The 13,056-nt window shown below is 63.0% G+C and carries 13 protein-coding genes; 7 read left to right on the forward strand and 6 right to left on the reverse strand.

What is annotated here, in order from left to right; all coding sequences use genetic code 11:
* Positions 1 to 53 precede the first annotated feature (53 nt).
* Genes Q0176_RS09675 through Q0176_RS09700 form a run of 6 tightly spaced genes read right to left on the reverse strand, consistent with a single transcriptional unit; the run spans position 54 to position 5,468 of the window.
* Positions 54 to 707, reverse strand: coding sequence for a protein-L-isoaspartate(D-aspartate) O-methyltransferase (locus Q0176_RS09675; protein WP_299302173.1), 654 nt, complete (start codon positions 705 to 707; stop codon positions 54 to 56).
* 48 nt (positions 708 to 755) lie between these two features.
* Positions 756 to 2,528 carry a hypothetical protein gene (locus tag Q0176_RS09680; RefSeq protein WP_299302176.1) on the reverse strand — a complete coding sequence of 591 codons (1,773 nt, stop codon included), beginning with the start codon at positions 2,526 to 2,528 and terminating at the stop codon, positions 756 to 758.
* Positions 2,528 to 3,778, reverse strand: a complete 1,251-nt coding sequence (coaBC, locus tag Q0176_RS09685; protein ID WP_366797423.1) for a bifunctional phosphopantothenoylcysteine decarboxylase/phosphopantothenate--cysteine ligase CoaBC — start codon at positions 3,776 to 3,778, stop codon at positions 2,528 to 2,530. The genes Q0176_RS09680 and coaBC overlap by 1 nt, the downstream gene beginning before the upstream one ends.
* Positions 3,739 to 3,969 (reverse strand): DNA-directed RNA polymerase subunit omega, encoded by a 231-nt coding sequence (locus Q0176_RS09690; protein WP_299302178.1) that lies wholly within the window; start codon positions 3,967 to 3,969, stop codon positions 3,739 to 3,741. Before Q0176_RS09690 ends, coaBC begins: the two co-directional genes overlap by 40 nt.
* Positions 3,966 to 4,553 carry a guanylate kinase gene (gene gmk / locus Q0176_RS09695; RefSeq protein ID WP_299302181.1) on the reverse strand — a complete coding sequence of 196 codons (588 nt, stop codon included), beginning with the start codon at positions 4,551 to 4,553 and terminating at the stop codon, positions 3,966 to 3,968. The genes Q0176_RS09690 and gmk overlap by 4 nt, the downstream gene beginning before the upstream one ends.
* 33 nt (positions 4,554 to 4,586) lie before the next feature.
* Positions 4,587 to 5,468 carry a YicC/YloC family endoribonuclease gene (locus Q0176_RS09700; RefSeq protein ID WP_299302184.1) on the reverse strand — a complete coding sequence of 294 codons (882 nt, stop codon included), beginning with the start codon at positions 5,466 to 5,468 and terminating at the stop codon, positions 4,587 to 4,589.
* 538 nt (positions 5,469 to 6,006) lie between these two features.
* Between Q0176_RS09700 and Q0176_RS09705 the strand changes: the two genes are divergently transcribed.
* From Q0176_RS09705 to Q0176_RS09735, 7 genes are all read left to right on the forward strand, one after another.
* On the forward strand, positions 6,007 to 8,346 hold the full coding sequence (locus tag Q0176_RS09705) for a mechanosensitive ion channel domain-containing protein (RefSeq protein WP_299302187.1): 2,340 nt from the start codon (positions 6,007 to 6,009) through the stop codon (positions 8,344 to 8,346).
* 42 nt (positions 8,347 to 8,388) lie between these two features.
* On the forward strand, positions 8,389 to 8,817 hold the full coding sequence (locus Q0176_RS09710) for a nuclear transport factor 2 family protein (protein WP_299302189.1): 429 nt from the start codon (positions 8,389 to 8,391) through the stop codon (positions 8,815 to 8,817).
* Positions 8,818 to 8,892: 75 nt separating this feature from the next.
* Positions 8,893 to 9,840 carry a YafY family protein gene (locus Q0176_RS09715; protein ID WP_299302192.1) on the forward strand — a complete coding sequence of 316 codons (948 nt, stop codon included), beginning with the start codon at positions 8,893 to 8,895 and terminating at the stop codon, positions 9,838 to 9,840.
* A gap of 89 nt (positions 9,841 to 9,929) precedes the next feature.
* The gene (locus tag Q0176_RS09720; protein WP_299302195.1) at positions 9,930 to 10,718 is read left to right on the forward strand and encodes an ABC transporter permease; all 789 of its coding nucleotides are present in this window, start codon (positions 9,930 to 9,932) and stop codon (positions 10,716 to 10,718) included.
* Complete coding sequence (locus Q0176_RS09725; protein WP_299302198.1) at positions 10,699 to 11,715, forward strand: ATP-binding cassette domain-containing protein; 1,017 nt, start codon at positions 10,699 to 10,701, stop codon at positions 11,713 to 11,715. The genes Q0176_RS09720 and Q0176_RS09725 overlap by 20 nt, the downstream gene beginning before the upstream one ends.
* Before the next feature lie 13 nt (positions 11,716 to 11,728).
* On the forward strand, positions 11,729 to 12,529 hold the full coding sequence (locus tag Q0176_RS09730) for an ABC-2 family transporter protein (protein WP_299302201.1): 801 nt from the start codon (positions 11,729 to 11,731) through the stop codon (positions 12,527 to 12,529).
* A 209-nt stretch (positions 12,530 to 12,738) separates the two neighbouring features.
* Complete coding sequence (locus Q0176_RS09735) at positions 12,739 to 13,029, forward strand: YerC/YecD family TrpR-related protein (RefSeq protein ID WP_299302204.1); 291 nt, start codon at positions 12,739 to 12,741, stop codon at positions 13,027 to 13,029.
* Positions 13,030 to 13,056: the final 27 nt, after the last annotated feature.

The following is a 13,056-nucleotide window of genomic DNA, read 5'->3' on the forward strand; positions in this document are numbered from 1 at the left end:
TTTGCATACTTCCCTTTGGCAAAATATGCGTTTTTGTTTTAATCAGCGCTTCCCTAAAGCGGCGCCCCCTTGTCGCCCTTTCCCTCCAGCAGAGGGACGAAACGGCAATAATCATACCAGGTATCCGAGTACCCGGCATCCCCCTTGCGGCGCACGAGAAGCCTCTGCCCTCCCGTCATTACATCCTGCGGCACGACCAGGCGCCCTCCCGGCGCCAGTTGGTCCTCCCACGCCGGCTCGACGCGCTCCGAGGCCGCCGTGACGATGACGCGGTCAAAGGGCGCGGCCTCCGCCCAACCCAGACGCCCATCGCCGTGGAAGACCTTCACGCCGAACCCCATGTCGGAAAGGAGCTTCTGCGCCCGCTTCGCCAGGAGATCGACGCGCTCCACCGACCAGACGTCGAGCCCCATGGAGGCCAGGACCGCGGACTGGTATCCCGATCCGGTCCCGATCTCCAGGACCTTCATTCCCTTTTCCGCCTCCAGAAGCTCCGTCATCTTCGCCACCATGTAGGGCTGAGAGATCGTCTGCCGTCCCCCTATGGGCAGCGGCCTGTCGATGTAGGCGTCCTCCGCGTAGCGGAACGGGACAAAAAGGTGCCTCGGAAGCGAGGCCATGACCTTCAGGACCTCTTCGTTCCGGATATTCCGGGGGATCAGCTGGGACTCCACCATATCGCGGGCCGCCGAACGCCAATCCTGCATCGTCCTCCCTCCTCCCGGGGAACGGTCGGGCGCCCCACCGCCCCGGGGTCACTCCGCCCACACGGTCACGGTGGGGAACCCCTCGCGGGAATGCCCGATCCCAAAACGGGGCGCAAGAACCTGCCACAAGGCCTCCGTGGTGGCGGCGCTCACCCAGAGAGGCAGATCGGGCTCCCCCGGGTCCATGACGAAAAAGCCGGCATCCTCCAGGGTGCGGAGGAGTTCCCCGCGGTCCCCGCCCGGGGACGGCTCGATCTGCACCAGCACCCCGAACGGGGGAAGCCCCAGCTCCCTGCGGTTGTCCAGCTCGTCGCGCCAGAACCCCCCCCAGCCCCGGGCCAGAACATCCCGCCAGACGGCTCCGGAACGGCGGCTCTGGACCAACACGAGGCGCTCCCTCGCGGCCCTCGCCGGGCGGCCCCGCCAACAGGACTCCCAAAGCATGCTGAAGACCTGGAACCGTGCGCCGTACTCGGGCCTCCGCAGCTCGGCTTCCAGGTCCAGCCATGCGGTCAGCCCCACGTCCAGCGTGTCGCAGAGCGCCAGAGCGCCGCGCGTCCCCAGGATCAAGGATGCGCCGCTCCCCTTCCCGTGCCCTGCCGCCTCGCTCGAGAGGACCGGATAACCGCGGATGAGGCGTCCGGCGATCTCGGCCAGGGCCTCGAGGCCGGGCCTTCGCCCCATCCACAGGGCGCCGCGGCAGACGGAGCAGAGACGTTCGAGGGGCTCTCCGGCGCCGCAGCGGACGCACCGCAGCCCGCCGTTCCCCTCGGCACGCATGATCCCCCCGCACCGGGGACACGTCACGGGGTTGCCGCAGTCCGAGCAGTAAACCTCAGCCGCCTCGCCGCGGCGGTCCAGTATCCACAGGGCATTCCGCCCCTCCCCCAGGACCGTGCGCGTCCTCTCCAACAGGGACACCGTCAGGGGGAGCGTCCCCTCGACACCCCGTGCCTCCGCAGCGAGAGAGCGGCGCATGTCGGCAAAAACGAGACATCGCCGTTCGGGCAGCACGCAGCACTGGGGCGAGGTCCTCAAAAAGGTCTTGGAGGAGGGCATCCTTCCGCCAAGGAACAGCTCCGCTCCCAGCCTGGCGGCCCGACGCCCCGCCAAGCTGCGGGCCGACACCCGCGGGGGACGCTGAGCGATATAACCGGGATTCGACTCGTCGTCCACAATGATCATCTCCGGTGCGAGCGGGGCGAAGACCCCTCCCGGCCCTCCGACGACAATGCGGAAAAGCCCCTCCCGAACCTCCCTCCAGGCCCTCCAGAGCCGCTTTCCGCCCGTGGAAGGCCACAGGAGGGCCTCAGCCCGAATCCTCGGGGGCAGGCGACCGAAAAAGGCCCTGGCCATCCGTCTCTCGGGAAAGAGGAGCAGCGTCCGTCCTCCCTGTTCCAGCCGCCGCATGTAGAGCTCGGTCCGCACCTCATCCCGTGGATCGAAACAGGAGGACTCCCTCAAAACGGACCCGGACGGCTCCGGCCCGTCCGCCGAGGGGGCGGGCTCCCCTCTGAGGAGCTCGCCGGGGCAGATCGTCTGCAGGGCCTGGCCGGTTCCGCAGAGAAAGGCCCTCCCCATCCAACGGGCCAGATCCCACAGATCGCCCCCCAGGACGTTTCCCTCGTCCAGGAGCTCGGCGACGGTCCTCAGATTCTTCGGCGGCGTTTTCCCCTCCGCGGGGCCCAGCACGAACCCCACGCGCGTGCCCCGTCCCAGGGGGACCCGCACCCGGGCCCCGGTCGGCAGGGGGCGTTCTGCCGCATAGGTCAGGGGGGTCCACCAGGGGCCGGGGACGACGACATCGATGCGGCAGTCCACTAAAACAGGCCCCGTCCGGCAACGAGATCCCAGACCCCGTCGGCAACCTCCTCCTTGCTTCCCGAGAGGACCGTCTCCTCATCGCGGAAAAGTACGCGCACCGTATTGGTATCCGCCCCGAACCCACACCCGGGCGCCAGCACGTCGTTGGCCACGATCAGGTCCAGGCCCTTCCGCTCCATCTTCGCGCGCGCGTTCTTCAGGAGGTCGTCGGTCTCCGCCGCGAAGCCGATCAGGACCTGCCCGGGCCTCTTGCGCCGCCCGACCTCCGCCGCGATGTCCGGGTTCTGCTCGAGCTCGATGGAGACCGTCTCCCGTCCCTCCCGCTTGATCTTGCGGGGGGAGCGGTCCCTTGCGCGATAGTCGCCCACCGCGGCGGCCTTGACCACGCAGGAGGCCCAATCCGACTCCTCCATGACCGCATCGTACATCTCGAGGGCGGAGACGACGCGGCGAACCTCCAGCCCATGGAGCGTCCCCGTCCCCTCGACCGGCCCCAGAACCAGCTTCACCTCGGCGCCGCGATACCACGCCGTGCGGGCCATGGAGATACCCATCCGGCCCGTGCTGGGATTGGAGAGGTAGCGGACCGGATCGAGGTACTCCCGGGTCGGCCCCGCGGTCACCAGAAGACGGACGCCCTCCATGTCCCGTTTCGGGGCCAGGGCACGGAACAGCTCCTCCAGGATCAGGTCCGTCTCCGGCAGCCGCCCCTTGCCCTCGTAACCGCAGGCCAGAGCGCCGAAAGCGGGGTCGACCACGCGAACCCCCCGCTCCGACAGGATGCGCAGGTTCTGCTGCGTCGCGGGATGCTCGAACATGTGCACGTTCATCGCAGGGAACAGAAGGACCGGGCCCCTCGCGGCAAGCAGGGCCGACGCGATCAGGCTTTCCCCCCTCCCGTGGGCCAGATCCGAAGCGGTATTGGCCGTACAGGGGGCGACGAGGACGACCTCCGCCCAATCAGCCAGCCGTATATGCGGGATCTCGAACCCCCGTTCGCAGGAGAGGAAATCGTCCTGACGCCAGACCCGGCGCCCCGACAGCGTGGAGAGCGCAAGGGGGCTGACAAGCCGTTCCGCTGCGCGCGTCATGAGGATCTCCACCTCGCAGTCCAGCCTGACCAGCCGGCTGACCAGCTCCGGGATCTTGTACGCGGCGATGCCCCCCGTCACGCAGAGCAGAACTCGCCGGGCCCGCTTCCAGGCGATCATTCGACGCCCGAGGGCTCGGGGATCCGCTTCGTCCACTCCTCGGGGACCTCCCCCTTCTCGAACTCCAGCAGGGCCATCGACAGATATTTCTCGTTGATCGAAAGGTCCTCCTCCACCGTTTTATGCTCGCTCAGCCACCGGGCCCTGGCCGCCACCAGAGCCGTGATCTCGTACTTGTTGTCGGTCCCGCATTTATTCTCGAGCGCGTCGAGGTCGTAAAATTTCATCTCCGCAACCTGCCTTCCCTGAAATCCATAACCATTCTTCTGAGGGCCGTCGAGGCCTCGTCCAGATCGTCGTTCACCAGGACCCGGTCATATTTCGGGGCCTCCTTCAGCTCCCGTCTGGCGCTCTCCAGCCGGGCCCTGAGCTCCGTCTCCGTCTCGGTATGGCGTCCCCGCAGCCTGCGCTCCAGCTCCTCCTCCGAGGGGGGAAGAACGAAGATCGTGACGGCGTCGGGGATGAGGGAACGAACCTGCAGGGCCCCCTGGACGTCGATCTCCAGAAGCACGTCCCGCCCCGCGTCCAGCTCGCGCTCGACGTCCTCCCTCAGGGTCCCGTAGCGGGGGCCTCCATGGACTCTGGCGTACTCCAGAAACCGCCCCTGCTCCACCATCCTCGAAAACTCGTCCTCGGAGACGAAACGGTAGTCCACCCCTTCGCGGTCCCCGGGCCGGGGAGGGCGCGTCGTGCAGGAGACGGAGTAGGTCAGCCCCTCGATATCCCTCAGCGCCCGGGCGCGCAGCGTCCCCTTGCCCACGCCGCTGGGGCCCGAGAGGACAAAAAGCGTTCCCCTTTCCTTTGCCTTCATCGTTCCTCGATCCCTGTCATTTCCAAATTCATCTCATTCCACGTTCTGTATCTGCTCCCGGATCCGCTCGAGGCACGATTTCGCCTCGACGACCCCCCACCGGAACTCGGCGTCCCCCACCTTGGAACCCATCGTGTTGACCTCGCGGTTCATCTCCTGGATCAGAAAGTCCAGCTTGCGCCCCTCGGACTCCCCGCCTCCGGCCGTCTGGCGGAATTTGGCGATATGAGCGGCGAGGCGCGCCAGCTCCTCCGAGACGTCCCAGCGATCGGACATGAGGGAGACCTCCTGGGCGAGCCGTCCGTCGTCGATTCCAAGTCCGAAATGCTCCACGACCTTCTCGATTCGGGTTCTGAGGGCCTCGACGGCCCCATCCGAGGCCGTTTTCCACCGCTCGGCGAGGAACGCCGCGACGGCCTCGAAGGCCCTCAGCTCCTCCTCCACGACCGCCAGCAGCTTGGCACCCTCCGAACGCTTCATCTCCATCAGAGAGGCGACGGCCTCGTTCAGCAGCCCGCTCCATGCCTCGGCGTCGAGCTCCGCCCCCCTCGCGGCGTCGGGCATGTCGCAGACCCCCGGGACGGACAGGAACGCCGTCAGGTCGGAGGGCACCGGAAGCCCCATCCCCTTCGACAACTCCTGAACTTTTTCGAAGCAGGAGAGGAGGGCCCGCTCGTCCAGCACCGGGCTCCTCGCCCCGGGATTCCAGGCGACATCCGCGGAAAGCCTCACCTTGCCGCGCCTTATGGCGGAACGGAGGGAGGCGACCATCCAGCTCTCCAGCGAGGCGAGCTCGCGGGGCAGCCGCACCGAGAAATCCTGATACCGATGGTTGACCGACGTAAGCTCGAACGTCACGACCCCCCAGGGAAAATCCCGGGAGGAACGGCCAAATCCCGTCATGCTTAAAAACATCGCGACCTCCGTCTATCTCTTTCGTCCGAGGACGGGATTCCGAAAAAACAAAAGCCAGCCCCCGGGGAAGGGGAACATGGGGGCTTCGCCCCCCACGCCGCTATCGTGAGACTGAGCGGCCCGCAAGCGAAGCGAGCGGCTGCCGGAAGGCTCCCCTCTGGGGATAGCGGCGGCCCCGGCAAGTTTCTTCCTCAAAAACAGGCAAGCTGGGGTACCACCGGGAGGCTTCACGGCTCAAATCAACGTTTTCTTTGAAATCGGCTCTGAAAACATCAACAGGGGGCTTCGCCCCTTGATACGGGAACGAGCGCGCCCCCTGACGGCCCGCCGCCCGCGGGTATTCTATCATGAAGCCGGCGTCGCGCAGCGCCGGAGGCCCCCGCCGAAAGATCGGGGGCCCGTTCGGAGATACGGGGCTGGCCTCTCCGGGGGACGGCGGGTAAAATGTAATTCATCCCCAGGGAAGCGCTGATCATGGGTGCGAGAATGGAAACGGGAACGAGGTTGGACAGATATCATGTGGAGAAACATCATGCGAATGAACCTGTTTTCGAGGGACGGCGGACGCCGGAGCCGCCTCATGGCCGGGGGGATGCTGACGCTCGTGCTCTGCCTGGCCCTTTCGTCGCCGGTCCTCTCCGCGACCGATACCGGCGGGGACGCCGCCGAGGGATCCGGGGACACCGTCGCCATCCTCCAGCAGCGCGTCAGCGAGGACATCGCCGGTTCCAGGGACGCCGTGGAGGCGGAGCTCAAGGATTTTCCTCTCGGCAGCGCGGACGTCGCCCTCCGTATGAAGCAGCTCGTGAAGCTGACGGCCTCGGCCTCCGAGGACGCGGTCCAGTGGGGCTATACCGATGCGGAGAGGGAACGCTACGCCCATCTGCTCTCCGACCTGAACCTGGCCTACGCAGCCTACAACACGAACCTCAAGACCCTGTCCTCCCGTCAGGACTCGATGGCCGTCGCCGTGACGGCCTCGAAGGACGCGGAGCTCTCCGCCTCCGCATCATCGGACATCAACGCCTATGACGCGCTGAACCAGGCCATTCACAAGTCCCGTCAGGAGCTGGACCTGATGGTATTCAACCTGAGGTCCGTCCTCAACAAGCTGTCCATCGGGCTGTCCGACGTCAGCCGTTTCAGGGAGGAGGCCGAATCGACCCTTCAGGACGGCACGACGCTCTCCAACATCAGCGCGCTGGAGATCGAGCGCGTGAGGCTGAACCTGGCCTCGTCGTGGCTTCAGGCCAGGGAGGCGAAGCAGCGCTGCGACGAGATCATCCGGAGTATCCGCCAGGATCGGAAAAGGCTCCAGGGGGTCCGGGCAGCGCTGACCTTTCCCGAGGAGGCCCTGAACCGGAACGTCGGGGCGCTGCAAACACGCATCGACGACCTGAAAAAGCAGATGACTGCGGTCAGGGGCAGCTTCGACGATGCCTCGTCCTCACTCTCCCAGGCCCGTGCGGCCGTCGACGCCGACAGCGCGGACGCCGGCGCCCTCACCCCGGCGAACACCCGCTTCATGGCGCGTCTCGCCAACCTGAATTATTGGGAATACTACACCACCTTGATCCAGGACGAGATCGGGTTCCTGACGGACGCCCAGAATATCTGGAGGGCCCGCTACCGGCTCTTCAACGAAAAGGCCACGGGGGAGGATATCTGGAGGTACAGGAACGATGCCCAGGTCAGGATATCCGAGCTCCAGACCCATCTCGAGAGCATCCAGACCCTGCAGAGCGATTTCTATCAGCGCATCTCCACGACCCGGAACATGGCGGGCGAGGCCACGGGCAAGACCCGGCAGAACCTGAACCAGATGCTGCAGAGCCAGCAGGACACGATCGCGAACGTCCTCAACCGTTACGCCTACCTCCTGCCCTATCAGATCATGCTGGAGCGCACCCTCTATGAGGAGGCCAGCGCCCGCATCGACACCCTGCGGCTGGCGGAGAAGGTCGGGGACTTCGGCAGGAAGACGTTCCTGAGCTTCTGGAACACGGAGCTCTGGAAGGGCGAGGGGTACTCCGTGACCATCAGCAAGCTGCTCACGGCCCTGATGGTCTTTATCTCCAGCTTCTTCCTCAGCGCCTGGGGCAGCCGCTGGATCCAGAGGCGCATGATCCGCCGCTTCTCCGCGAGCATCACGGCGGCCAACGCCACGCAGCGAATCGTCTTTTACGTGCTCTGGTTCTCCTTCGTCCTGATCGCGCTCCAGATCGTCAACATCCCCCTGACCGCCTTCGCCTTCCTGGGCGGCGCCCTGGTGCTGGCCATCGGCTTCGGGGCCCAGACCCTCTTCAACAACCTGATCAGCGGCTTCATCATCATGTTCAGCCGCCCCTTCAAGATCGCGGACATCATCGAGGTCGACGGCACCTCGGGGACCGTCGAGGAGATCGGGTCCCGCTCCACCCGCATCAAGACCTGGGAGAACATCGACGTCATCATGCCGAACCGCTACCTGCTGGAGAACCGGGTGACGAACTGGACGGGCTCGGATACCAAGAAGCGGGACACATTGAAGGTCGGCGTCTCCTACGACTCGGACTCGCGCCACGTGGAGGAGCTGCTGCTGAAGGTGCTGAAGGACCACTCCAAGATCCTCAAGGACCCCGCTCCCTTCGTCCTCTTTCAGGGCTTCGGGGACAGCTCCCTGGACTTCATGCTCTATTTCTGGGTGGACCTGAGCACGACATCCTCGATAAAGGTGGCCAGCGACATGCGCCACCACATCCTGTCCCTGTTCCGACAGGAGGGCGTGGATATCCCCTACCCGCAGATGGACGTCCGTTTCCCCGCCGCCCCGGAGAGGGGCGGGGCTGTCCCGAAGCCCCCCAAGCCCAAGGCGGAGGGGAACGCTTCAGCTTCATAAGGGAAGCCCTGGCACGACGGGGAAAGGGAGCGAGGAGAGGATATGGAAACAAGGGACGGCAGGGAAAGGATCGTCAGGCTGTGGTTCGATATGTGGCTGCAAAAGAGCGCCCTGGGGATATCCGACGTTTTTTCCGACGACGCCGTGTACATCGAGAGCTGGGGTCCGGAATACAGGGGGCTGCCGAGGATCAGGCAGTGGTTCGACGAGTGGAACACCCGCGGGAGCGTCCTTCGATGGGACATCCGGCAGTTTTTTCACAAAGGGGACCAGACCGTGGTCGAATGGTGTTTCAAAGACGCCATGCACGACGGGCAGATCCAGGCCTTCGACGGCATGTCGCTGATCGAATGGACGCCGGAGGACAAAATCCGCCTCCTGAAAGAATTCGGCTGCAACATAAACCGCTACGATCCCTACCGGGACGGAGCGGCCCCGCATTTCGGAGACGAGAGGCCCCTGTGGTTCTGAGCTCGGCCTCAGCCGTCGTCGCGGCGTACCCCTTACCCATGCAATGCAGCGACTTGCGGAGGTATTCCTCGTAAAATGAAACTGGATCGTCTCCTCGGCATCATCATCCACTTGCTGAATCACGAAAGCGTCTCCGCCTCGCGTCTGGCGGAGCGCTTCCAGGTCTCGGTCCGCACCATCCAGCGGGACATCATATCCATCTCCTCGGCGGGGATTCCGGTGTACTCGGTCAACGGCAGGTTCGGGGGCTATTCCATCCTTCCCGCGTACAGGATGAAAAACATCGACATCCGAAGCGGCGAACAGCAGATGATCGCGAGGGCGCTGGAAAGCCTCGCGACGTCCTACTCCAACGATGCGCTCGACACCCTGATAGAGAAATACAACGCCATCATCGAGAGGGAGGGGGGGCAGAAGGTCTTCTGGGATTTCAGCGTCGCGAGGGAGAACAAAAGGGTCCAGGACCTGAACGCCCTGCTGGAGTCGGCCATCTCCGACAGGAAGCGCGTCGCGTTCGATTACCGGAACGCGGACGGAAAGCGATCCCGGCCTCACGTCGAACCGCTGGCCATCCATTACAAATGGTACGCATGGTACCTGTTCGCCTACTCCCTGGAGCACAGGGAGTACAGGACGTTCAAGGTCGCAAGGATGCAAAATCCCGAGGTCACGGAACGGAGCTCGGGGATCGAGCACGGGGACATCGAGCGGCGGATGCAGGAGTCGGAGCAGGCGTACTACAGGACCTGCATCGATATCGAGGTGCATTTCTCCGCGGAGGACGCGCCTCTGATGGAGGAGTATTTTCCCGACTGCCCCATCGAAGAGCTGGCCGGGGACGCCCGCAGGACCTTCATCCGCGTCCCGGCGAGGGAACGCCTGTGGAAGGCGTTGCTGCTCAGCTTCGGCGACAGGGTGAAGGTCGTGGGGCCGGAGGACTACCGGGTAGAGCTGATCGAAACCGCATGGAAATTTTTGTCCAACTACGACATACAGCTGTCGCGAGAGGCTGCTAAGATGTGAAAGGATGCCCAAGATGGCTGACAGATGAATGACAGGCCGTCCCCGAGTTCGGGATGACGCTCTCGTCTTTTGCGAGGAGACCGGGGCCCATGAAAAAATACCGTTCCGTCATGAAGGCTTACCTGAGAGGCTCCCTGATGAACCTGATGGAGTACAAGTTCAACTTCATCGCCGGAGGGACCTTCGAGCTCGTCTGGACGGCCATGTACGTCCTCTTCATCGACGTCGTGTTCACGCACACGGAGACGATAAACGGCTGGAACCGATACCAGACGCTGATGCTGACCTTCCAGGGAGGGTTGATGGATTCCGCGTTCACCCTCCTGATCGTCCCGGGCCTGCGAAGGCTCCCGGAGATGGTCAACACGGGCAGCCTGGATTTCATCCTGCTCAAGCCCATCAACAAGCGGTTCAACATCTCGTTCCATGAATTCGACGTGCCGCAGGTCAAGAACATACTGCTCAACGCGGCGGGAATAGCCTATTGTCTGGCAAGGCTCGAGACGCCCCTCACCCCGGCGGGGGCCGTGACGTACGTTCTGCTCTCGCTCAACGGTTTCCTGCTGATCTATTCCATCATGTATCTGTTGATGTCCCTGTCCTTCTGGGTCATGAGGATGGATATCGTCATGGGCATAGGCTCCGAGCTGATCACCGTAGGGAATAAGCCGATGACGATATACCCCTCGCTCGTGCGGAAGCTCCTCATCTTCGCCGTTCCCCTGCTGGTGTGCTTCAACTTCCCGATCCTGTCCGTCGTGAAGGGGTTGAGTCTGCCGCTCACGATATATTCGTTCGCATCGTCCCTCGTGTTTTTTTGCCTGTCGGATTTCGTCTTCGAAAGGGGGCTCGAAAGATATGCCGGCGCGGGCAGTTAGCCGCAGCAGCGTCATCACGGCGGAGGGGATCGGCAAGGATTACGCGTATTACAAAAAGGAACCGGGGCTGAGGGGGAGCCTGAGGAACCTGTTCCATCGCAAGCCGCTTTTTAAAAGCGCGGTCAACGACCTTTCCTTCCGGATCCCCAGGGGGGCGATAACCGGCCTGATCGGCTTGAACGGGGCGGGAAAGACCACCACGCTGAAAATGCTGTCCGGCCTGATCATGCCCTCGAGGGGACGGATCGACGTTTTGGGGTATCGTCCCTTCGACAAGAAGAAGGAATACCTGCGTCGCATCTCCATGGTCATGGGAAACAGGAGCCAGCTGTGGTGGGACCTGCCGGCCCTGGACTCCTTCGAGCTGAACAGGACGATTTACGGGGTGGAGGACAAGGACTACCGGGACATCCTGCGCATGATGGTCGCATTGCTGGGCGTGGAGGAACTGGTCAACGTACAGGTGAGGCGCCTGTCCCTCGGGGAAAGGATGAAGATGGAGCTGATAGCCGCATTGCTCCACAAACCCGACGTCATCTTTCTCGACGAGCCTACCATAGGGCTGGACGTCGTCACCCAGCACAACATACGCGAGTTCCTGAAGCGGTACTGCGCGGCGCACGCATCGACCGTCATCCTGACCAGCCATAACTTCAACGACATCGTGTCCCTCTGCGACTCCCTGATCCTGCTCGACAAGGGAGAAAAAATTTACGCGGACACGTTCGACAATTTCAAAAGGGACTTTCTGAGCCAAAAGTATTTCATCCTGAAGCTGAATGCGCCGAACGCGGACGGAATGATCGAAGCGCTCGGGTCGAGGGGAAGCCTTCAGGCCGAAAAAGTGGAGGACAACGCCGTCAGGATCTCCGCAGATCCCGAGACGAGCCTGGACATCCTGAAGGACATCTCCAACAACTTCATCGAGGAGCTGAGCGACATCAACATCGAGAACATCGGCATGGAAGACGTCATCAGACGGATCTACGGGAGATGATCGAGGCTGCGCCATGCGGAAATACTGCGGAATATTCAGGACCGCCCTGGCCAACCAGCTGGAATACCGGGTGAACTTCATATCCTCGTTCCTGTTCTCCCTGGTGCCGTTCGGGATCAATACCCTGCTGTGGATTGCCGCGGCGCGCGGAAACGACGGGATGCCGCTCGGCACGGAGGAAATCGTCACGTACTATTTCGCGACCCTGATCGTGAGCAACATCACCTCGACGACGTCGATATTCAGGATATCGGACGACATCCGGCTGGGGAATCTGAGCCAATACCTCCTGAAGCCCTACAACTACGCCCTTTATCAACTGATGACCGACATGCCGCAGCGCGCGGTCTTCGTCGTCATGAATGCAGTTCCGCTGGCGGCCATCTACGCGCTGCTGCGAAGATACATCCTTCCGCATCCATCCGGAATATCCGTATCGAAGGCGGCGATATTCGCCGCATTTCTGCTGGTGGGGTACCTGATAAACTTTCTGGTCGACTTCTCCATAAGCCTGTACAGCTTCTATTTTTCCAGGGTATCCTCCCTCTACACCTCGATAAGGGTCCTCCGAAACATCTCGGCAGGCATCGTCTTTCCGCTGATGCTGCTGCCCGACGCGCCCTTCACCTTCCTGATCCGATTGCCATTCGCGTATACGAACTATATTCCGACGACGTTTCTCATGGGCATGCTCTCCGAGAGGGCAGCGCTTTCCTGCCTGTCGAAGGCGGCCGAATGGGCGCTCTTCCTCGCGGCGGGCTGTGCCGTATTGTGGAAAAAGGGTATGCGGAGGTATTCCGCCTATGGAGGATGAGGGTTCGGCCGCCCCGGGCATCGCGAGAGACAGACCCGGGGCCCGAGCGGAAAGGGGCCTTTGCAAGACCGCTCGTTCGGCCCGGCGGAAGCGGTACCGTTCCCGAACGAAGGGCATTGCCACGAGACTCGTCAATACGATATACTATTGAAGAGTTATCACTGCATCCAATGCGGTAAAAAATTGGGGTCTCGGAAGGAGTGCAATCCATGGCGGAAAATTGGAAGGATACCCTTACGGACAAACTCTGCGATGCGTTTCTGAAGCTCGAGACGCGCCAGGAGGTCTACGACTTTCTGGAGGATGTCGCCACGATCGGCGAGATCAAAGCATTGTCCCAGCGGCTGGGGGTGGCCCGTCTGCTGAGCCGGGCGAAAACCTACCCCCAGATCGCCCAGCAGACGGGAGCGAGCACGGCCACGATCAGCCGGGTCAAAAAATTCCTGGACTACGGGGCCGGCGGGTACAAGATCGTCCTGGACCGAACCAAGGACGCATAATTCCAAATCCAAATCATTCGTATGCTT

The sequence above is a fragment of the uncultured Fretibacterium sp. genome (assembly GCF_938040765.1).
Lineage (GTDB): Bacteria > Synergistota > Synergistia > Synergistales > Aminobacteriaceae > CAJPSE01.

Coding starts and splice junctions, on each gene's coding strand:
- Q0176_RS09675 (WP_299302173.1), bottom strand. CDS start 707: ATGCAGGATTGGCGTTCGGCGGCCCGCGATATGGTGGAGTCCCAGCTG.
- Q0176_RS09690 (WP_299302178.1), bottom strand. CDS start 3,969: ATGAAATTTTACGACCTCGACGCGCTCGAGAATAAATGCGGGACCGAC.
- gmk (WP_299302181.1), bottom strand. CDS start 4,553: ATGAAGGCAAAGGAAAGGGGAACGCTTTTTGTCCTCTCGGGCCCCAGC.
- Q0176_RS09700 (WP_299302184.1), bottom strand. CDS start 5,468: ATGTTTTTAAGCATGACGGGATTTGGCCGTTCCTCCCGGGATTTTCCC.
- Q0176_RS09705 (WP_299302187.1), top strand. CDS start 6,007: ATGAACCTGTTTTCGAGGGACGGCGGACGCCGGAGCCGCCTCATGGCC.
- Q0176_RS09710 (WP_299302189.1), top strand. CDS start 8,389: ATGGAAACAAGGGACGGCAGGGAAAGGATCGTCAGGCTGTGGTTCGAT.
- Q0176_RS09715 (WP_299302192.1), top strand. CDS start 8,893: ATGAAACTGGATCGTCTCCTCGGCATCATCATCCACTTGCTGAATCAC.
- Q0176_RS09720 (WP_299302195.1), top strand. CDS start 9,930: ATGAAAAAATACCGTTCCGTCATGAAGGCTTACCTGAGAGGCTCCCTG.
- Q0176_RS09725 (WP_299302198.1), top strand. CDS start 10,699: ATGCCGGCGCGGGCAGTTAGCCGCAGCAGCGTCATCACGGCGGAGGGG.
- Q0176_RS09730 (WP_299302201.1), top strand. CDS start 11,729: ATGCGGAAATACTGCGGAATATTCAGGACCGCCCTGGCCAACCAGCTG.
- Q0176_RS09735 (WP_299302204.1), top strand. CDS start 12,739: ATGGCGGAAAATTGGAAGGATACCCTTACGGACAAACTCTGCGATGCG.